The 20169-nt window shown below is 41.3% G+C and carries 11 protein-coding genes; 3 read left to right on the top strand and 8 right to left on the bottom strand.

Annotation, left to right across the window (positions count from 1 at the left end):
• Positions 1–556: 556 nt before the first annotated feature.
• Together V7K69_RS25425 and V7K69_RS25420 are read right to left on the bottom strand one after the other, a co-directional pair.
• Entirely contained in the window at positions 557–898 is a 342-nt protein-coding gene (locus V7K69_RS25425; RefSeq protein ID WP_335039518.1) for a HetP family heterocyst commitment protein, read from the bottom strand.
• Positions 899–2865: 1967 nt separating this feature from the next.
• Positions 2866–5268 (bottom strand): GH116 family glycosyl hydrolase, encoded by a 2403-nt coding sequence (locus V7K69_RS25420; protein WP_335039516.1) that lies wholly within the window; start codon positions 5266–5268, stop codon positions 2866–2868.
• A gap of 711 nt (positions 5269–5979) precedes the next feature.
• Between V7K69_RS25420 and V7K69_RS25415 the strand changes: the two genes are divergently transcribed.
• The gene (locus tag V7K69_RS25415; protein ID WP_335039513.1) at positions 5980–7197 is read left to right on the top strand and encodes a peptidase; all 1218 of its coding nucleotides are present in this window, start codon (positions 5980–5982) and stop codon (positions 7195–7197) included.
• A 95-nt stretch (positions 7198–7292) separates the two neighbouring features.
• On the opposite strand, the gene V7K69_RS25410 is transcribed toward V7K69_RS25415, so the two are convergent.
• Both V7K69_RS25410 and V7K69_RS25405 read right to left on the bottom strand, forming a co-directional pair.
• Positions 7293–9329, bottom strand: a complete 2037-nt coding sequence (locus V7K69_RS25410; protein WP_335039511.1) for a serine/threonine-protein kinase — start codon at positions 9327–9329, stop codon at positions 7293–7295.
• Positions 9330–9887: 558 nt separating this feature from the next.
• A complete protein-coding gene (locus tag V7K69_RS25405) occupies positions 9888–10940 on the bottom strand; it encodes a serine/threonine-protein kinase (protein ID WP_335039509.1) in 1053 nt (350 codons plus the stop codon).
• A gap of 544 nt (positions 10941–11484) precedes the next feature.
• Between V7K69_RS25405 and V7K69_RS25400 the strand changes: the two genes are divergently transcribed.
• Positions 11485–11829 carry an STAS domain-containing protein gene (locus V7K69_RS25400; protein ID WP_335039507.1) on the top strand — a complete coding sequence of 115 codons (345 nt, stop codon included), beginning with the start codon at positions 11485–11487 and terminating at the stop codon, positions 11827–11829.
• A 472-nt stretch (positions 11830–12301) separates the two neighbouring features.
• Here V7K69_RS25400 and V7K69_RS25395 read toward each other — a convergent pair whose 3' ends face one another.
• The 4 genes from V7K69_RS25395 to V7K69_RS25380 form a co-directional block, all read right to left on the bottom strand.
• Complete coding sequence (locus V7K69_RS25395; RefSeq protein WP_335039504.1) at positions 12302–14530, bottom strand: glycoside hydrolase; 2229 nt, start codon at positions 14528–14530, stop codon at positions 12302–12304.
• Between the two features lie 78 nt (positions 14531–14608).
• Complete coding sequence (locus V7K69_RS25390) at positions 14609–14839, bottom strand: NifU family protein (RefSeq protein ID WP_012408256.1); 231 nt, start codon at positions 14837–14839, stop codon at positions 14609–14611.
• 461 nt (positions 14840–15300) lie between these two features.
• Positions 15301–17061 (bottom strand): ATP-binding protein, encoded by a 1761-nt coding sequence (locus V7K69_RS25385; RefSeq protein WP_335039502.1) that lies wholly within the window; start codon positions 17059–17061, stop codon positions 15301–15303.
• Positions 17062–17234: 173 nt separating this feature from the next.
• On the bottom strand, positions 17235–17471 hold the full coding sequence (locus tag V7K69_RS25380; RefSeq protein WP_335039500.1) for a hypothetical protein: 237 nt from the start codon (positions 17469–17471) through the stop codon (positions 17235–17237).
• 554 nt (positions 17472–18025) lie between these two features.
• Here V7K69_RS25380 and lepA point away from each other — a divergent pair.
• Complete coding sequence (gene lepA / locus V7K69_RS25375; protein WP_012408259.1) at positions 18026–19837, top strand: translation elongation factor 4; 1812 nt, start codon at positions 18026–18028, stop codon at positions 19835–19837.
• Positions 19838–20169 lie beyond the last annotated feature (332 nt).

The raw sequence follows: 20169 nt of genomic DNA, 5'->3' as shown, positions 1-20169 counted from the left end.
CAAGATAGAAAGTTTTCTAAGCATTACTCACATCGTCTGCAGTCAATGAAAGTTGTGTAAAATTTGGATTGGGGGAATCCACCTCCCCAAATTCTTTTTGCTCAGACTTCCTCAGAAAAAGAACCACCATTAGCAACGGTTGCATCATTCGCCTTGGGATAGGAGTTATTTACTCCATGAAATGCTGACTACTTTATGTAATCAGTTTGATTTATTTCATAGTCAGAACTAATCATTGATTTTATGTTTTTAAATTAACTTGCTTGCTGCCAATCACCTCTATTGTGGTTGAAATTGCTGTTGTTATTAGTTTACCAATGTCATCAGTATATATTTGCCATTTTGGCAGATTTTTGCAAAAAAATATTAAATTAATCACTGCGATAGAAAACCTACCATGCGATCAATTTTAGATTAGCATGGCAGGTTTTCAGATACTCAATCAACTCTAGGGCAGAATCTATTGATTCCAAATTATTTTTTAATTGGCTCCACAGCCTTTCAAGGACATATCTTGAGTTAATGGCGATTTCCTTGATTAATGTTTGTCAATTGTCTATCCCAATTTCTGGTCTAAACTAACGCCACGGATTTCTGTTTTTTGTTTTCCAACTACTTCAAGATAAGCAGGTCTTGAATCATTAGAATGTTTCAGCATTTTTAGACTTTCACTTTGCTGTTGTTTTGTTCTATTAGTTTGAGAGTTTTCTTTCAGCAATCGGTTGTAGGTACGGTACGGAATGTAATGGAGAGGATTATAACCAGCAAAACGTAGCATTAAAACACACGCCCAAGAGTATTTTCCAGCAATAATCGCTTCAACTACTTTATCAAATTGTTGAGCCTTTACTGTTGTATCTAAGTTACTACTAATACCAGCAATGTCTTGATTCATCATAGTGTTTAATTATTTTGGATGAAGTAAACTAGTTCGGTTTCTGCAATTGTTGGCGTTTCAATTGAGTTTTACAAACTGCACTAACTTTTTTGCAGCTGTTAAATCGCTTTCGGGAAATTATCAGCAATTTGGCGATATTGGATGTTGATGAGGGCTAAAAATCCATCTATCAACAGATGCGTACATAACTTTCCCAAGCTCTGATTAGCTCCCGCAGCTTTGAGCGGTAAAGATATAGACTGAAACTTCTCTGCTGTTTGAGCTTTACCTTGGCGCTATTAAGCAGAGTTTTAGTAATTTTGGCTGATAACTCCCCTAGTAAACTAGTTTGGGCAAGAGCTAGCTTGTAGTAGGGATACAAATTATATAGATTCATTGCTGAACTGTCCCCTTGGCTTGAGGTTTCGACTGCATTTGACCTGATGATTATTTTCATGAACTAACCTTTGATTAAAAACAATCAAGTTTTTAAGCAAGTTTGTTGGCCGCTCATTCCTAATTATCCAGATTCCATCTGATGGATTGAGGAAACTGTAGCTTTTGCTTGTTAGTAACTGAAAGGTAAAAATTTATCTTTTGTCTTCTCATTTGACTGGTAGGACAAAAGTCTAGGCGTAGCTCTTGGTAGATGCAGTTTTATCCTCTGAAACTTTATCAACTCCTAATCCAATCAATTTTATCTGTTAAAACGCCTGTATTTCTTACTACTGGTTAATTAAGCAATTTCCGGCAAGTTTTCATATTTTTTTGAGTAGTGGAAAAATTTATTTATCTTTGAGCTTTAACAACGTCTTTCGTATATATACTATTTTTTGTCGTTAATGTCATCTACTAAGTTAGTAGATTTTTAAGTTAAATTTACTGAATGTATTTTGATACGTACTTGCCTATTGTGCAACTTTTAATTTTGTCCTCCCTTGCTAATTTATGAGGGGTCTGACCCCCCACACAATCTCAATTTAAACCCTTTATTATTGTCGAGTCACTAGAAAATACTACCATTAACTATGATGTAAAACAACTTCTAAAAATAGTAACTGCTAAAGAATAAAAACATTCGCAGCCATAGCCTTGAGCATATTTTATTAATAAGTTCAATTAGATAATGGTATTTATTATACTGATGGTTCTTGATTTACAAGAACTATAAATTCAATCTATCTAAATAAATCCCTGTAACCCAATCGTGAATATTTCATGATTATTAGCTATTAATAACAGCTAGCCTATAGCACCCATATTTTATTTTTGAAAAACTCTTTCCTATTACTTCTTGCTTAACTATGCAAGTAAATATGACTACATAACGCTGCACGAACAAAAATCAAAGCGCATTGCTATAGTTTTAATTCTTATCAATATTTGTAGTAAAATACTTTGAATAAAAATATGTATTAGGTTATATTTTTAAAATATTAAAAAGTATAATATTGTCAATTTTATTCAGCAGTAACTTCTATATATCTTTATTTTTAAAAGATTTCTCAAATAGAGATTACGGATGCTGTGACACTTGGGCTAAATGCTAGTAAAAACCATCAATTGCCATGAGTTTATGATGAGTGCTTTGCTCAACAATAATACCTCGGTCTAGAACAAAGATATAGTCGGCATAGAGTAGTCTAGAGTTCTCACTACTTCAACTCTTACCATTACTGAAATTTTCCTTTGCTTCCGGAAACACTCGGAAAATAAAATCACAAATTTAACCTCTGCTTTCTTAGATAAAGACAGGCTAATCCTGACAAGGCATATACTATAGCGGTTCTCAATTGCATCGAATACAGACCTAAGCCCCAGTCTCTTCTCCTTGAAGGGAAAGGGAGTAAGATTCAAAGCCTCTCTCCTTTTAATAAAGAGGTTTGGAGAGAGGTGAAAGTGTATTGCATCCATAGACGCATAGCGGCTACTCTTACGAGAACGCTTTCAGCGAACTTGCAGGGTATGAGAACCGTTTTGATAGCTAATCAATTAATAACCAAGTAAATTCCCCAGATTGCCATTGCCCGTAAGTAAGTGCTAGCGCGGAAAGTACCAGCTGCGGTGATAGCTTCAGGGGTGCGAAATTGCAGACCATTGTCATAAATTTGCTGGACTACAGCTTGTGTTAACCTCAACGCTTCGTCTTTCATTCCCATTTGCACCAGAAAAGCCGCTAGCCCAAAGTTTATCCCAGTCCAAACTTCTAGGGGATGAGTAGCTTTAGGGTTTTCTGGTGAACCGTCAGGACGAACACCATTTGCAGCACCAAACTCTCCATTGCAGAATTTCAAAAAGCAGGCATCATAAACTGTTTTCAGGGCAGAAAGGGCGCGATCGCTCGGTACAATATCTGGTAAGTCCAGGAGACGGGCGTAGAATTGTCCACACAACTGATCTGCCATCACCACATCGGAACCACTTTGACTATCAAGTTGGTAATATTGCCCATTCCAAAGTTTTTCTTGGTAGATGGGAAGAGATTGTTGTAACCAAGTTTCATAAATGGACTTTTGAACCGCCAAGCCGCCAAGGTCGCCAAGTTTGTGAGTTAATAAAAGATCGCTAATTGCGATCGCAGCCTCTAGCGCCGCCAACCACAACCCACCACAATAGGCGCTGACACCCTGTAACCGCCAATCATCAAAGGTTTGGTCAGGCGCACCAGAATTTTCAGGAATTCCATCGCCATCAAGATCAAAGGTTTTCAGGTAGTCGAGGGTTTGAACGATCGCAGGCCAGCAATCTGCTAGAAATTCTACATCGTCAGCACCCGTGAGCAGAAAATCCCGGTATACTTGCAAGACAAAATCACTACCCAAATCTTTCCACAAATTGCAATCTTGATAGCTGGTGTAGTTGGTTTTTTCCCAAACGTGTTCATTTGGTGCGCCTAAATCGTGGGGTGTTGCACCGACGACTTTGCGAACTGCAATTGGGCTTTCAGCTTTGATTGTCATGTAATAACCGATGATTCGGGGTGTATCATCACCTTGAGGAATCGCCCGTGCAAATGCCCGAATCACCGACTTCTCCAGTTCGGGAAACAGCATCAACAAGGCAAAAGAGCCATACAATCGCACATCTAGACTTTCATACCAACGATAATCTAGGCACTCCAGCACCGCGAACTGACCGATGGGGTCAAGTTCTGATGCTGCACTCCAGAGAGTACCGCCGCTAGTGAGGTCATAAAGCTCATTAAATAGAGCCATTTTAAACCAGTTGGGTAAATCTTCCCGGTCGAGAATGGGTTGTTGCCAAGTTTGAATTTGCGATCGCCAGGTTTGATATTCTTGTAGAGCAGTAGATGCGATCGCCCAAGCATTATTTCCACTTTTATCAAAAAAGTCTGTATATCTGCGATAATAGTTGACTCCGGTGGCAAATTCTGTAATGGGCAAATCCCAAGCGAGGACAAAGGGGATTTCGAGAGTTTCGCCTGGTTGGAGAGTGAAACGAAGTGCGATCGCAGCCCCGATTTGTGTATTCTCTGTTGCTGTCGTATCTATATAATTAGGCAAAGAACCATCTTTAGCAAAGCTTTGCCACAACTCATCACCAGTTCCTTCAGGATTCCAGCGAGTGTGGTGAAATACTTCAACTTGGGGATGCTTCAGCGTAGCAATACACCAAGTTCCATCTCCTTCTTGCAAAGCATCACTACCAACCCGACCTAAAACACAGCCAAACTGTTGTGTATTTTCAACTATTTGGTTATAGTTTCCTTGACTTTCGCCCCAACGTGGTTGGTATTCGTAAACCGGACTACCATCATCACGCACTCGCACTTGGGGAGATTTGAGGGCATTTGTAAACCAGCCCACCATATTTTGCCAAGTGAGCATAATACTGAGAGTAATCGGTGCATCTGTTGGGTTGTGGGCATTCCAGAGGAATATCGCTACAGGGTAACTAGTTTCTTGATAATTACCTGCCCAGATTGGGGAAAATTGCTCACAAGTCAACTGTGCTTGGAATACATTTTCGTACACAAACCAGCTACGTGGGTAGAGCGCGTGATAATTACCCGTCCCCTCTGCACTGGGAAGCGTTGGATACCATTGCCAAGCTTTGAGAGTGCCATCATCGGGCCCTTGGGTAGATAAAGCGTAGGCTTGGGTAGATGTGCCATTGGATTCAAATACACTGAATTGACAAGCGGGGACGTTTTTGAAGCTATGCTCACCGCCGTCGATGTGCCACAGGTTAAAATCTCCCCGTGAAGAACGACCGATGCAACCTGCACCAAAGCCACCTAAAGGCATACCATGCCAAGGGCCATCATCGATATTACTTGCGTAGCGAACGGTATAAGGTTTGTCCCAGCCTAAACCGATGGGACGGCTCCAAGTACAAGAGGGAATTTTCACAGAGAGTTGATTTGTCATCGCCTAATGTTACAGCGTGCAGTTACGTCAATGAAGACTAGCGCGATGTGCGATTTTTCTCAAGGGGCACAAATATCAATACTTGTCGGGTTTTGGGGGAAAGAGAAAAGGTTAAAGGGTAAAAACCTTATATATCAACCCTTCAGCAGTATTGATACAAATATGCCTTCTCGATTCAGTAGTCTAAGTAAGTTGGCACAATAAAATCAAACTAGGCTAAAACCCTTATTGCCTATTACCTTATCCCGCCGATAATTATTTACGCCCACTTACTTAGTAGCATCTGGCTCAGTCAAAAATATCTCGGCAAAAATCCGAAAAGCAGCAATTTCAGATTGTAGCTCAGTATATACTTACAAAATTAATATTCACTCTAGTACAGCTGTTACCATATCAAACAAGACTTATAAAATGTTTGAAAAATCCTCTTGTCGGGATCAAAAATTTTAGATCCCCCTAAATCCCCCTTAAAAAGGGGGACTTTGATTCCGGTTCCCCCCTTAAAAATGGGGGTTAGAGGGATCTAAAAGTGCCTAAAGTCACAGCGAAACACTTTTAAAACAACCTCTTAGAGCAAAATCCTCTTGTTTGATATGGTAAGCAAACTTCCACCACAGTGTATTATGAGTTCCAATAGGAATATAAATTTTTTGACTTCAAATTTGTCTATCTGTTAAATACGAAATTATCCGCAAAATTAGGAGCGTAATTATGCTACTAGAAACCAAAAACTATCGCCAAAAATTAAGCCGCATTTTAATTTGTTCCTTGGGTAGTAGTTTGTTGATTGCGAGCAATGTGCTACCTATAAATGCTTTGGGTAAACCTCACAATTCTCAAGGCTTCATAATTGCTAAATCACCAGATGAGAGACAACCAGAAGCAGTAAAAAAAGGAATTGAGCAACTTCCTGCTTCTCAAGCATCAATATCTCCAAGAAAGAAGACCTCTATTGAGTCGCCAATACAGCAGACTCGTCCTATATCTTCTAATACAGAAACTTCCCAGCCAACCTCGAACGCTTCAAATGATGACTCTACTTCTAGACCATCTAGACGTAGGACTTCTAACTCAAATTCTAATCGTTCCAATAGTAGTGCATCTAGATCGTCTGGAGTCAGGGCTTCTAATTCAAATGGTTCCGGGAGAGTTCGCAAGCCAAGTTCTAATGTAGCTAGAAGTGGCAACCAAAATATAGACCGTCCAGCAGTTTCTGCACCTGCGGCACCTACTTATAAAGAGATTAACTTTGTAGATGTTGCATTGGGTATTCTGAGTAAAAGTGACTTTCAATCTCAAGGTAGATATTTTCATTTCTATGAGTTTGAAGGTAGAGAAAATCAACTAGTCCAAATTAGGCTTGTTGGTAGTAAAGATACGCGCAGATCAAATAACTTGAGTTTAAATCCTTTGTTATTTCTGCACGATCCTGATGATAATATCATCGTCAAAAAAGGCTCTTTGGAAAAAAGCAGTGATGGGGATGATGCCTTCATTTTTGCGCGGCTACCTAAAAATGGCATTTACAAAATTGCAGTTACTAGCCGAGATACAGGTGAAATCGGTCGCTATAGTTTGGCTTTGAGAAATGACAGAGCTAGCTATACCTTAGATGAAGCAGGCCAACTAAGCGCTAATAGCTCAACCTTAAAACAAAATGGAGGTGCTTACAATGTTTCCAATTTCCAAGGAAGAAAAAATCAGCTTGTAAGTATTCGTGTAGATAGTGTTGATGAAGAATTTTCTCCTTACGTAGCTTTGCTAAATTCGAAAGGACAGACGATCGCTATAGATAGAGACAAAGATAAAGCTGGCACCTACAGCGCTTTAATTGACCGAGCTAGGTTGCCTGAAGATGACACTTACTATATAGTTGTCAGTTCTAAAAATCCACAGGAACGCGGTAAATATAGATTGACTATCTTCTGATAATTTAGGTTGTATAAAAACCTCTGCCTGATTTTACTACGCAAAACCTGTCCCTTTCCGAGCCGGAGAGGGACATTCTAGTAGGGGAGAAATTTTTACTCAGACAACCGCCAAATCTTAATGGTGTTGTCTTCACTACCACTGACAAGGGTTTTAGTATCAGGACTGAAGGCTACGGATGTCACAGTGTTGGTATGCCCTGTTAATGTGAGAATTTCTTCTCCTGTGGCCGAATTCCAAAGTTTGATGGCGCGATCGCGGCTACCACTGGCAATAATTTTACCATCGGCACTGAAGGCTACGGTTGTGACTGTGTTGGCGTGTCCTGTCAGTGTGCGAATTTCTTTTCCCGTCAGTAGATCCCAAAGTTTAATGGTGCGATCGCGGCTAGCACTGGCTAAAATTTTCCCATCTGGGCTAATAGCTACAGCTGTTACTGTTTGATAATTTCCCTCTAGTGTGCGTATTGAGTACCCTTTTGTGAGATTCCAGATTTTGATCGTCTTGTCAAAACTGCCACTAGCAAGAATTATACTATCGGGACTGATGGCTAGCGATCGCACCCAAAATGTATGCCCTACCAATGTCCGAATTTGCTCTCCTGTGGCTAAATCCCAGATTTTGATGGTGTTGTCATCACTACCACTCACCAGAGTCTCGCTATCAGCGCTGATCGCTAGGGCACGAACTGAGTCAGAATGCCCTGTAAGAGTGCGAATTTGTTTTCTTGTTGCTAAATTCCAAATTTTGATAGTGCTATCATCACTTGCACTTACCAAAGTTTTCCCATCTGGGCTAATTACTACTGTATTTACCTGCTGAGAATAGGCGTTGAGTGAAGATATTTCTTTTCCAGTTGAGATATTCCAAAGTTTGATTGTGCGATCGCCGCCACTGCTGGCAATGGTTTTACCATCAGGGCTGATGGCGACGGATAAAACCGAGTTTTCATGTCCTTGAAGGGTGTTAGCTAAGGAAACCTTACCCAAAGTAATCTTTGGTGGTTGACCTAAAAGCACGTCATCTTTGCCAGAATTATTATGCTGACTCAACCTAGAAACTAAACTGGTTTGAATCCGGCGAAAATGTTTATACCAAGATTCTTGGAATCCGAACAACAGAATAAAAGCACTTACCAAAATTAAAGTTCTCAGTAAAGGATAACTTTTTGGTAAAGATGGGGCTTGAGTTGCGGGAATTTTTCCAGATGACTTCCCAGCTGGTGGTAGGGCAAGGAGTTGTTTTGGAGTTAAGTCTTTGAGAACTTCATCAGCTGACTGGTAACGTTCATGGATATCTTTTTTTAAAAGTTTGTCGATGACAAAATCCAACTCAGCATTTAATGGACTCCGCAAATATTCCCGCCAATTACTCACCCAGGCGTACCCCGATTCCATCCACAACTGAAAGGGGGAAGTTCCCGTTAGCAGATGAAAGCAAGTAGCGCCTAAACCGAACAAGTCACTGGCAGGGAAAGCTTTACCATCTCTAATTTGTTCTAAGGGAGAATAACCATGTGAACCAATGGATGTCCCAGACTTGTGCTGAACTTTGGCGGTGAATTGCTTTGAAGAACCAAAATCAATCAGACTTAATCGCCCATCACTTTTATGACGGATAATATTTTCTGGCTTGATATCCCGATGAATGACTTTGCGATCGTGGATAAATTTCAGGATGGGCAATAAATCTAGCAAAATAGATTGAATATCCCTAGCGTTATACCCCTTGCGCTGTTGCAACTCCTTTAACAAATTATCGCCATTGATAAACTGCTGCACTAAATATAGGCAGCCATCTTGTTCAAAGTAAGCTATTAAAGTTGGAATTTGGGGATGTTCCCCAAGGTCTTGTAGTCGCTGCGCTTCTTCAGCAAATAATTCCATCGCCTTTTTTTGCGACCAAGTTCCTTGGAACTTTGGAGCTAATTGCTTGATAACACAGCGTTCATTGAGTTTATCGACATCTTCTGATAGATAGGTTCTGCCAAATCCCCCCTCATCTGAAAGAACTCGGATGACACGGAAGCGATTTCTTAAAAGTGACACCAACGGGGTGCTACAACTTTGGCAAAACTTCTTTCCATTGGGATTCAGGGGATTTAGGCAATCGGGATTTAAGCAGCAGATCATGATCTGACAGGCGCGACTGCATAACAAATTAGGCTAAGTTTGCCCCGAACTGTCCCTTAAGAAAATTGACTCTCGCTTACTTGTGGTAGAAAACCCTGTTCTGGGGATTGGGGGAATTACTTAATATAGTTAGCGTTTGTAAATAGTAGTCAGTCTTCCTTTTCTGTGGAAAACTACGAGAGCCATAAAATTAATTATTCTTCCGATTATATAATAATCTGAATAGAAATATTTCTCTAAACTGCTACCCCTAGTAATTGTGCTTGTATAGTGACAAGCAAAAATTGACTAAGTATTAAGTAAAACCCTGATTAATTAACCATCACTGACGATGAAATGTAGTCGCAATGGTTACTATATTTGTTTTTGATATTTTCAATTGCTCATGATAATTGTTAATTTGATACTTTAGGCAATAAAAGGTTATTTGAAAAGGATTTTGCTGTGATTTTAGACACTTTCAGATTCCCCTAATCCCTCTTTTTGATGGAGATTTAGGAGGATCTACAACTATTTGATACATCAAAAATAAGTTTTAAATTAATTTTGCTACCTTGTTTACTTAAGCCTCGCTCTCCATTTCCGAATAGCATTAGCAGTTCTGGTAACTGGTGGTATGTAGACATCTGGAGTTTCGTTAGAGTTTTCGTATTGTGTAATACTTTTATTATTTAATTTTTGGGTAGTTAGACAGTTAGCTAAAGTAGGCAAATAGCTTTCATAACTTAAAGCTTTTATTACTTCATCGACATTCTTAAACCGATCTTCTAATGTAATCTTCACCATTTTCCCTAAAGTTTTGGCGAAACTATCGGTAATATTTACTTCTTTTTGCCAGCATATCTCACCACTATTTGGATGGTAATCAAATTCTAAAGGACTTTTACCAGTCAACATATAAATACAAGTTATACCCAGTGCATAAATATCACTGGCATAAACTGGGCGAAGAGAATACTGTTCTGGTGGCGCAAATCCCCTAGTTCCAATAAAGTTGGTATTCACAGCTTGATTGGTAGAGTTTTCACAAGCATCAACTAATTGCTCTTTCACTGCACCAAAATCAATCAGCACTACCCGCTTGTCATACTCACACCGCAATAAATTTTGGGGCTTAATATCCCGATGAATCACATGATGTTTATGAAGATACTGTAATACTGGTAATAATTCCTGTAAAAACTGTTTTACCGAGGCTTCACTTTTGGGCCCACCTCGTCGCACTTCTTGGGCTAAAGTCAAACCCGGTACGTATTCTTGAATTAAAAAAAACTCTTCATTCGCCTGAAAGTAGTCTAGCAGCATGGGAATTTGCGAATGACTACCGAGTTGACCTAAAGTTCTTGCTTCTTTTTCAAAACGCGCACATGCCTTTTGCCAACTTTGGGGACTAGTCACTTTCGGGCAAAGCTGTTTAATGACGCACAGAGGATGCCCAGGTAATACGGCATTTTTGGCTAAAAAAGTGATGCCAAAACCACCTTTACCTAGAACTTGCAATATTTGATAGCGATCGCGGAATAGCTTCTTGGAAGCACACATCTGACCAAGTTGAGTTTGCTGTGAAATGCTCTCTTGAGAATTCGTTATTTTCTGAGAAAAGCGATTCATTAGTATAGAATATCAGCTCTGAAATGTCTCTAATCCTACGACAAATATTCCTTGATAACAGTAATATTACTGGAACTTTGCTAAATCATCATTATTCTTCTTAAGACTTACGCAAAAGTACACACAGTATCTGCGGTACTCCTCTGGAGAACTCGTAGAGTAGCCGCTTCTCTGCGAGACGCTCCGCGAATGCGTCTACATAAATTCCCCTGCATTTCTTGATAGCGATTTATGACCGAAGAAGGTCGGGGGAGAAAGAAAAACTGCTCCCCCTGCTCCTCTTCTCCCCCTGCTTCCCCTGCTCTCTTCGTTGACAGTCAATATTTTGGAGTTAGTCTTGCGAGTCTTTGTTATGGCTGTTAATGTGGATGAGCATATTAGCCCCGCAGGAGCTAACCAGGACTCAAATGGGCCAAATAGTCTCAAAAACAGGCAGACATCTCATTTGAGAAATATCGCTTTTTAATGGCAACTTTGACAGTCAGCCTTATTCCAAAAATCCAAAAATCCAAAAATCTTGCAATCAAAATAATATTGAAAAAATATGAAAGTGAGCATAACAGTACTACAATTATCAGGAATTTTAGATAATATCAGAGGTAATGAACTACGTCGTCAAGTTAGTGGACTTATTACAGAAGGAGCAAATATTTTTTTGCTTGATCTCAAAGAGATCAAGCTTATTGATAGCTCTGGTTTAGGTGCTTTAATCTCAGTAATGCAAATAGTGCAAAGTGCTAATGGTAAACTTTTTATCTGTTCTGTCAGCGAGCAAGTCAGGATGTTATTTCAACTTACTAAAGTAGATAGAATTTTTAAAATATTTGCCGATCAAGAGGAATTCAATCGCGAAATATTAGCAACCTTGGAAGTGGAGAAAAAGGGCTAAAATGCAGACAGAATAGTCAATATATAGAAATTCTATAGCAATCCGATAGCGAAGCAGTAGCGAGTCAGACGCTCCTACGTCGCTCTAAGCGAAGCCATGCCGCAGGCTTTACGCTGCGCTATCGAGCGTCTTTGATTTCTGAATCATTTGTAGAGGTAAGGGACTCTTTACTGGGGACTGGAAAGAAGGAATAAAGCTGTACTGAGTTTTGTTCAAAAATAAAATATGAGTCCTATATTTGATTGCGTCAAAAAACTTTGTACAACTCAAAAAGCCTTCTTTTCTATTGCCTCTTGCCTTCCCACGTAAGTAAGTATGTCTACGCCAGGTGCGCGAACAAAAATCAAGGCGGATTCTTATAGGGAGATAAAAAATAATTAACCATAGATGAAGATACATCCTCGTAGTGGCGTACTTCTGTACGCCACTATTCATTCAAATGAGAATGGCTAAAAACCAAGGGTATTGAATTCTAAGGCACTTCAATAGGAATCAAAGCATTTTCTGGCAAGTAGTTGCAAAAACGCCCTTCATCTGCAAGCACCAAAATCAGACGCAGGGGATAATCTGGCGGAACTTGCAAATCTGCCCACGGTACTGCCAACTCTAAACAACTATTGATTGCTACTTGAGCGCGGCTGAAACGGGGTTGCCATTGATAATTGTCTCCAGCTTCCCGAAACTGAATCGATTGCGTCAGTAAGTTAACTTCTAGAAGATGGTGAAAAAGATAATTAAGCGGGGCTGCATCTGGTACATCTGCCAAGGGAACTGGGCTATTAACCATTGTTTTTTCTGGATAAAACCACAGCAAATTCAACTCTGATGGAAAACCCCGCCCTGGTGCAACGCCACCTTTAAAGTCCAGCCGCACATAGAAATTGAGGTGATCTACGCCATACCAAAGTCGCTGGATGACGCTGCTATTGTGCATCGTCCCCCGCGCCCCGCCGATTTCTATGCGTCCAGCTTTGTCCCAATCTTGCTCGTCACCTTTACCATCGATAATAGGATGGATAAACCCTTGTGGGGTATGGCTTCCTTGTGCTTCGTGGATTTCCACTGGTTGCTTGAGATAAGGCGGTACAGGTTCATTTAATGCTTTGTAAATGCCAAACAGGTGTTCTCGAAACAACTTATCAAAGATAGCATCTTGATTTGAGGAGTGTCCTGCACCAAACCACCAAAACCAGTCTGAACCCTCTGCGGCATACAATGCTTCCCATGCTTCTGGGTTGTTTTCTTCCGTTGCTTCGGGATGACTTGCGAGCATAACTCTTGCTTCCGTTAAGTAATCCCAAGCCCGATTTTTGGCGCGATCGCCGATCCAGGTGGTAAAGCTGCCATCCACCCAAGAACCACTATGTAGTTGGCCTCCGGGAATGGTGGCTGTGGCGGGAAATTCTTCGAGAAATTCGGAGACGGTGACGAGTTTGAGGTGGGGTTCATCGCTCAAACTTTGATACAAAGCTTCTAAGAAGGGTTTGCCATCTTCGGGATAAAATTCCCAGCAATTCTCCCCATCCAAGGCGATGGTAACTAGCCAAGGTTGTTCGCTTTGACTTTCTCTTTGCATTTTAGCGATCGCTTGCAAATGTCCCACTAAGTCTGCTGCTGCCTTTTTTGCGGGCATCGCACTGTAGGTAAACCCAATCAAATCTGATAATCTGTGGTCACGAAACACAATTGACAAATCACCCTCTGCGGTTTGCAGCCGATAGGGTCGGTACAACAGTTCTGGTTGCTGCACATTCCCCGCCCCATCCCGATGAAAAAAGTGTTTCAGCGTCCATCCTAAGACAGCTTCATCTGAGCATATCCACTTAAATCCTTGGTTAATAATGTGTGGAAGTGTTGCCGGACTGACTGACTGTTCCGAAGGCCACAAACCACGAGGTATTTGTCCAAAGCGGTCTTTATAAAAGTTCCAAGCTTTCCGTAAGTGACGGGGAATATCTTCTTCCCACTGAAAGCGCTGCTTAGGTAGTGTCATATTCGGCACAGCTACCCGACCGGAGTTAGTATCAGCGAGTAAGGGTAAGATCGGGTGGGTGTAGGGCGTAGTGGTAACTTCTAGTTGCCCAGCCTCCTGCATTTTGCGGTGTTGGGGGATAATGCGACTGAGGATTTCTCGTTGTTTAGAATAAATGCGCTGGCGATCGCTTAAACTAAAATTCCGACCCTGTTTTAACCAAGTAGCAATTTCTGGGTCATCCCAAAACAGCGGATCGATCCAAGCTAAATTGTGCCAAGCTAGCAAATCACCATAATCAGGCAATTCCCAATTTGCTAAACACCAGGCTTGCCCCTTCTCCTGCCTTTGCTGATACAACTCGCTATAGCGGGGATGTGGGTCAATCAACGTATGGTGATTGGCATCAAAAAAGTGTTGGATAATGAATTCCCTCTGTTCCTGGCTGAGTTGTTCATCCGGTGTCAAGCAGGCTGTGAGGTAAGGGTCAAAAGCAGTCCCAGCAATATAATCTTCGAGTTGTAATATCAGCGATGGAACTAAATTCACCGTTTGGTGTAACTTAGGATACCGCTCTAAGAGCAATACCAAATCCAAATAATCTTTAGTCCCATGTAAACGTACCCAAGGTAGGCGGTACTGCTGACTGGGAGACAGGGCACTACCAGGAGATTTGTACAGAGGCTGATGTTGATGCCAGATAAAAGCGATGTAGAGAGGATGGGACATAGGAATAGTTAGGAGTTAAGAATGAGGAGTTAGGAGTTGATTCAAAACTCATAACTCCTAACTCCTAACTCCTAACTTTTACACCACTTGTTCAATTTCCGCAATTTCAGGAATCATTTCTTTTAGGCGGCGCTCAATACCCATTCTCAGGGTCATTGCAGAACTGGGACAAGAACCACAAGCACCTTGTAGGCGAAGTTTTACAACAGGCCCATCGAGTTCTACGAGTTCCACATTGCCGCCATCAGACATGAGATAAGGGCGCATTTCATCTAAGACTGTTTCAACGTTGTCAATTGTGAGTTCCATAGTTTTAGACCTGCTAAGTTAATGGTGTGGGGAATGGGGAATGGGGAATTGAGAATGGGATAATAATGAACCATTCTTGTGCCATCTGTGCTGTTACTCGTTAACTATTATCCAAAATCTTATTTTCCATGTTGTCTGAACAGAGTTTTCGTGTGAGCCTCCTACTTTACTTTAGCTTTTAGGTTCTGCTTTGCAGTCTGACGAAAGACAGGATTTAATTCTCCTAAGTACACGTCACCGTAAAAAGGGGCCAAAAATCTATTTTTTGTAAATTTTGAGTAAAGCGGAGCAAAGTCAACATTTAGGTGTTTGTTGTATCTTGTTCTTCAACCCAGCCCATAATTATACAATTTTGTGGTCTAGGGACAGAATTCTTTCCAATCCCCATCCCCAATTTATTTATTTATTGAATAATAATTACTAAAAACCTTTAAAATTCCCAACTCCCAATTCCCAACTCATTACTCAACACCATTTATTGAGTCGCCATCACCAGAGGAAACCATGACTGGCTGTTGATATAGTGGCACTGTAAATGTCACTGTTGAACCAAGTCCTTCACCCAGGCTATAAAAATGTACCTCGCCGCCCATTGCTTCCACTAGCTTCTGAGATATTGCCAGTCCTAAACCTGTGCCACCATACTGGCGAGTGCGTGAGCCATCCACCTGAGAGAATAATTGAAAAAGTTTATCTTGTTTGTCTAGGGAAACACCGATGCCTGTATCTGCCACACGGACTCTTACCATACCAGGAAATTGCTGGTCTTGAACCTTCGATTTTTTGAGTACTAAATCGGCGCTGACGGTGACACCACCTTCATGGGTAAATTTGATGGCATTACCTAGCAAATTGAGCATCACTTGGAGCAAGCGTTGGTAGTTGCTTTGGACAATGATTTCATCAGAGGTAGCAGGCATTTGCATCCGAAAGCTGAGGTTTCTCATTTCTGCTTGGGGACGCATGAAACTTTCTACATCACTAAATAGCTCATTTAGCTTCACTGGAGCGTAAGCTAGTTCCATTTTACCAGCTTCGATTTTAGCAATATCTAAAATGTCGTTGACGATATCTAGTAGATGTATCGATAAGCCGTGAGCTTCTGACAAAAACTGATTTTGTTCTTCTGGGTCATCTGCCATCCCTTCCAAAATTAGCTTCAAGAAGCCAATCATGCCATTGAGAGGGGTACGAATTTCATGGGAGACATTAGCCAGAAACTCGCTTTTGAGCCGGGAAGCTTCTTCGGCTTTTTGACGTGCTACTTCTAATTCTTCGTATAAAGTAGCATGAGCGATCGCAGTTCCCAATTGATCTGCTGCTTCTTTTGCTAGTTCTAATTCCGATTCTGTTAATGTATAGCATTCATCTTGCCAATTCAAGGCAATCAATCCATTGGCTTGGTCTTGGTAACAAGTCGCAACCACCAAGGTTTTCTGCCGCCCAGACTCAGTACATCCAGGCACTTCCATCACAACTGGTTCTAGAGTTGTCAAAGCCTGAGCAAAGGCAGGCTCAGAAGCTACATCTATTTCTGAGCCTAGCATTGATCTGAGTTCTGGCTGGCGATACTCAGCCTTAACTTTTACTTTTGAGCTAGAGGGCTGATAAGGACAAATAATACAGCGCTCTAGCCGCAGTGCTTTTCCTAAACTGTCAACTGTTTGCTGCCAAATAATATCTAAATCCAATGTCCGGCGAATATTTCTGGTAATCCGATTTACCAGTTTTTGATGTTGCTGTGAACGCAAAGCCAACTCTATCTGTGTGGGCGTTTTGGATGCCACACGCGTTTGTTTTTTGTTGAGTGTCGCTTGCACTAAGCGTCCCATAACTAAAACTGTAGTGGCAGTTGTTCCCAAACTCGGCATAATCGGACTAATCACTAAGTCCAACTCAAATAATTCTTGATGGTAGCTAAACCAACACTGAAACCTTTCTGGCACCAAACTTGTCAAAATTCGGTGCAATCGTTCCACATAATTAACCTTATCCACTGGAGCAAAGGTTTGTGTCTGGTTCAGCTCTTCAACTATTTTTTCGGTATTTAACCCCAGGAGTTCGCTGTGCTGCCAATGAAAGGTCAGATAGCGCCCTGCCCCATCTTGCGTATACACCAACTCAGCTCCTAGAGTTGGTAATAAGCCATCAGTTTTACTGGTAATAGATTCCAGATTTTGGGAAAATACATTCGGCAATTGGGAATTGGCAGTAATAGTCATTAATTGAGTTGGATAGACAAAGGATATCCGACCGTAATTTTACTAAAGCTGCTAAAATTTTTATATAAATTTTTACAGCTTTTTCGCTTTTATTGCGTATTTCTTTGTTGTTCTGAAATCCAGCTTGGCAAACTTCACCTTTTTTAACTTGCATTAACAGATGACTGATGGCATTAATCGTTCCATTCACCACGAGGAGGAACGGGAGTACGCATAGGGGTGCGTGTAAGTTCGTCATCTCTGAGGATTTCACCACGTAACCACTGGCGAATTGCTACCTCAATCACTTTACTTGGGTCATTGGTGAGATGCTGAATTTGCTCTAGTAACTCGGAGTCCAGGCGGACGGCAATTTCTACCTTATCGGTTCGTGTGTTTTCCGCTTCGGTAGTTCTCTCTTGCATATTCATAGGTTTGATATACTCTGAATTGGTTTTGTCTCAAGCTTTGTAAAGTAGTTATATTCATCATTTGGGCTAATTCACTGAAAAATCTTCAATGGGACATTTACATAGTTCCCCGAAATAGCACCAAAGTAACAGCTTTAAGTTTTAAATCGCATTTTTCATATAACTGACTAGACAATTGCTCTAGAAGTTTTGCCGATAAATCAGTGATTATGAGTAATTACAAGTCGTAATTGCCCAAGATCACTACATGATCCCTACATGTACTTATTTACATTTATTGTACGCTCCTAGCTGTTGAATACTAGCAGCGACAAATAGACTTTCATAATATTCTTAAAAGTCCACCTATTTAGATCGAAAGTTAAAGATGGGGTGAAGAGGATGTGAGGGCAGGGGGCAGGGGGCAGGGGAAGAAGACTGTTGATATTGACAAATGACAAATGACCAATGATCAACTCAGCACTAAAAGCGGAGCGTCTTGGCTAAGAAAGCATTAAAATACATTAAGTAAATTGCTCTTTTAACTTTGGTTGCTGCTAAGGCAAAGATAGTATATGACTGACGTTCCCGCAGTTCGCATTCGCAATTTTTGTATTATTGCTCACATCGACCACGGGAAATCAACCCTCGCCGATCGCTTGCTACAAGCGACTGGCACTGTTGAAGACCGAAAGATGAAGGAACAGTTTCTCGACAACATGGATCTGGAACGGGAGCGCGGCATTACGATTAAGCTGCAAGCTGCCCGGATGAACTACACAGCGAAAGATGGTCAGCAGTATGTGCTGAACCTAATTGATACTCCTGGACACGTGGATTTCTCTTATGAAGTCTCCCGCTCTCTTGTTGCTTGTGAAGGAGCGCTATTGGTAGTAGATGCGTCCCAAGGTGTAGAGGCGCAAACTTTGGCAAATGTCTATTTAGCCTTAGAGAATAACCTGGAAATTATCCCAGTTTTGAATAAAATCGATTTGCCTGGGGCAGAACCAGAACGAGTAATTGGCGAAATTGAAGAAATTATCGGTCTAGATTGCAGTGGTGCGATTTTGGCTTCTGCTAAAGAAGGACTTGGTATTGATGAGATTTTAGAAGCAGTTGTCGAGCGGATACCGCCACCGCCCAATACCATAAATGAACGGTTGCGAGCGTTAATATTTGATAGCTATTACGACAGTTACCGAGGAGTAATTGTGTATTTTCGGGTGATGGATGGCACTGTCAGAAAAGGCGATCGCATTCATTTAATGGCATCCGGTAAAGAATTTGAAATTGATGAGTTAGGTGTGCTTTCTCCCACTCAAAAGCAAGTTGAAGAACTCCACGCTGGCGAAGTAGGCTATTTGGGAGCGGCCATTAGAGCAGTAGCTGATGCACGGGTGGGTGACACAATTACCCTTAGTAAGGCAAAAGCTGAGTCACCCTTACCAGGTTACGCAGAAGCGAACCCAATGGTTTATTGTGGGATGTTCCCCATTGATGCTGACCAATTTGAAGACTTGCGGGAAGCATTAGAAAAGCTGGAACTCAACGATGCAGCCCTGCATTACGAACCAGAAACTTCGAGCGCGATGGGGTTTGGCTTCCGTTGCGGGTTTTTGGGTTTGCTGCACATGGAAATCGTCCAGGAACGCCTAGAGCGGGAGTATAATCTCGATTTAATCATTACAGCCCCCTCAGTGGTTTATAAGGTGATTACTCTCAAAGGAGAGGAACTGTACATCGATAATCCTAGCCGTTTGCCTTCTCCCAACGATCGCCAAAGAATTGAAGAACCTTATGTCCAAGTAGAGATGATTACGCCGGAAACTTATGTCGGCAGCTTGATGGAGTTGTCACAAAATCGCCGGGGCATCTTCAAAGATATGAAATATCTCGCCCAAGGACGAACCACCCTGACTTACGAACTCCCCTTGGCGGAAGTTGTAACTGACTTTTTCGATCAGATGAAATCGCGATCGCGCGGTTATGCTAGTATGGAATATCACCTCATAGGCTACCGTGAGAATCCTCTGGTAAAGCTGGATATCATGATTAACGGCGATCCTGTGGATTCCTTGGCGATGATTGTGCATCGAGACAAAGCTTACAACGTTGGACGGGCAATGGCAGAAAAACTCAAAGAATTAATTCCCCGTCATCAATTCAAAGTCCCAATTCAGGCATCTATTGGCAGTAAAGTTATTGCCAGCGAACATATCCCCGCCTTGCGGAAAGATGTGCTAGCCAAATGCTACGGTGGTGACATCAGCCGGAAGAAGAAACTCTTACAGAAGCAAGCAAAAGGTAAAAAGCGGATGAAATCTGTAGGTACTGTAGATGTACCCCAGGAAGCTTTTATGGCAGTACTGCGCTTAGATCAAAGCTAATAGAAAAAAGAATTCAGGAGTAAGGAGTCAGAATACCCTTTCAGGGAAGCAAGCTACAGAATGAATTAAATTCCAAGTGGTGGATAGCGAGTCTGCAAACGTCTGAATTTGCTCTTTTAGTTTCCCACCAAACTTTTCTTGTTCTGAATTCTGACTTCTGAATTCTTTTTCAATATTTGTTAATTTTAATTACAAAGGCTGTCAACAGCAGCCTCAAATGTAAAAGTTTCAGCCTACTGTTGGTAGGTTTAGCTTTCAAAAAGCCAGAAACTAACTAGCCATTGGCTCAAACATCCTTGAGCGTGCCTCTAATGCAGGATTTCTAACAGCAA

The organism is Nostoc sp. (assembly GCF_036917775.1).
In the GTDB taxonomy this organism is placed as follows: domain Bacteria; phylum Cyanobacteriota; class Cyanobacteriia; order Cyanobacteriales; family Nostocaceae; genus Nostoc.
The sequence above is the reverse complement of the archived record's forward strand: the minus strand, read 5'-3'. Positions and strand labels throughout refer to the sequence as shown.

What these genes read in the sequence shown, in the direction of transcription:
- V7K69_RS25425 (WP_335039518.1), bottom strand. Translation starts at nt 898, where the DNA reads ATGATGAATCAAGACATTGCTGGTATTAGTAGTAACTTAGATACAACA.
- V7K69_RS25420 (WP_335039516.1), bottom strand. Translation starts at nt 5,268, where the DNA reads ATGACAAATCAACTCTCTGTGAAAATTCCCTCTTGTACTTGGAGCCGT.
- V7K69_RS25415 (WP_335039513.1), top strand. Translation starts at nt 5,980, where the DNA reads ATGCTACTAGAAACCAAAAACTATCGCCAAAAATTAAGCCGCATTTTA.
- V7K69_RS25410 (WP_335039511.1), bottom strand. Translation starts at nt 9,329, where the DNA reads ATGATCTGCTGCTTAAATCCCGATTGCCTAAATCCCCTGAATCCCAAT.
- V7K69_RS25405 (WP_335039509.1), bottom strand. Translation starts at nt 10,940, where the DNA reads ATGAATCGCTTTTCTCAGAAAATAACGAATTCTCAAGAGAGCATTTCA.
- V7K69_RS25400 (WP_335039507.1), top strand. Translation starts at nt 11,485, where the DNA reads ATGAAAGTGAGCATAACAGTACTACAATTATCAGGAATTTTAGATAAT.
- V7K69_RS25395 (WP_335039504.1), bottom strand. Translation starts at nt 14,530, where the DNA reads ATGTCCCATCCTCTCTACATCGCTTTTATCTGGCATCAACATCAGCCT.
- V7K69_RS25390 (WP_012408256.1), bottom strand. Translation starts at nt 14,839, where the DNA reads ATGGAACTCACAATTGACAACGTTGAAACAGTCTTAGATGAAATGCGC.
- V7K69_RS25385 (WP_335039502.1), bottom strand. Translation starts at nt 17,061, where the DNA reads ATGACTATTACTGCCAATTCCCAATTGCCGAATGTATTTTCCCAAAAT.
- V7K69_RS25380 (WP_335039500.1), bottom strand. Translation starts at nt 17,471, where the DNA reads ATGAATATGCAAGAGAGAACTACCGAAGCGGAAAACACACGAACCGAT.
- lepA (WP_012408259.1), top strand. Translation starts at nt 18,026, where the DNA reads ATGACTGACGTTCCCGCAGTTCGCATTCGCAATTTTTGTATTATTGCT.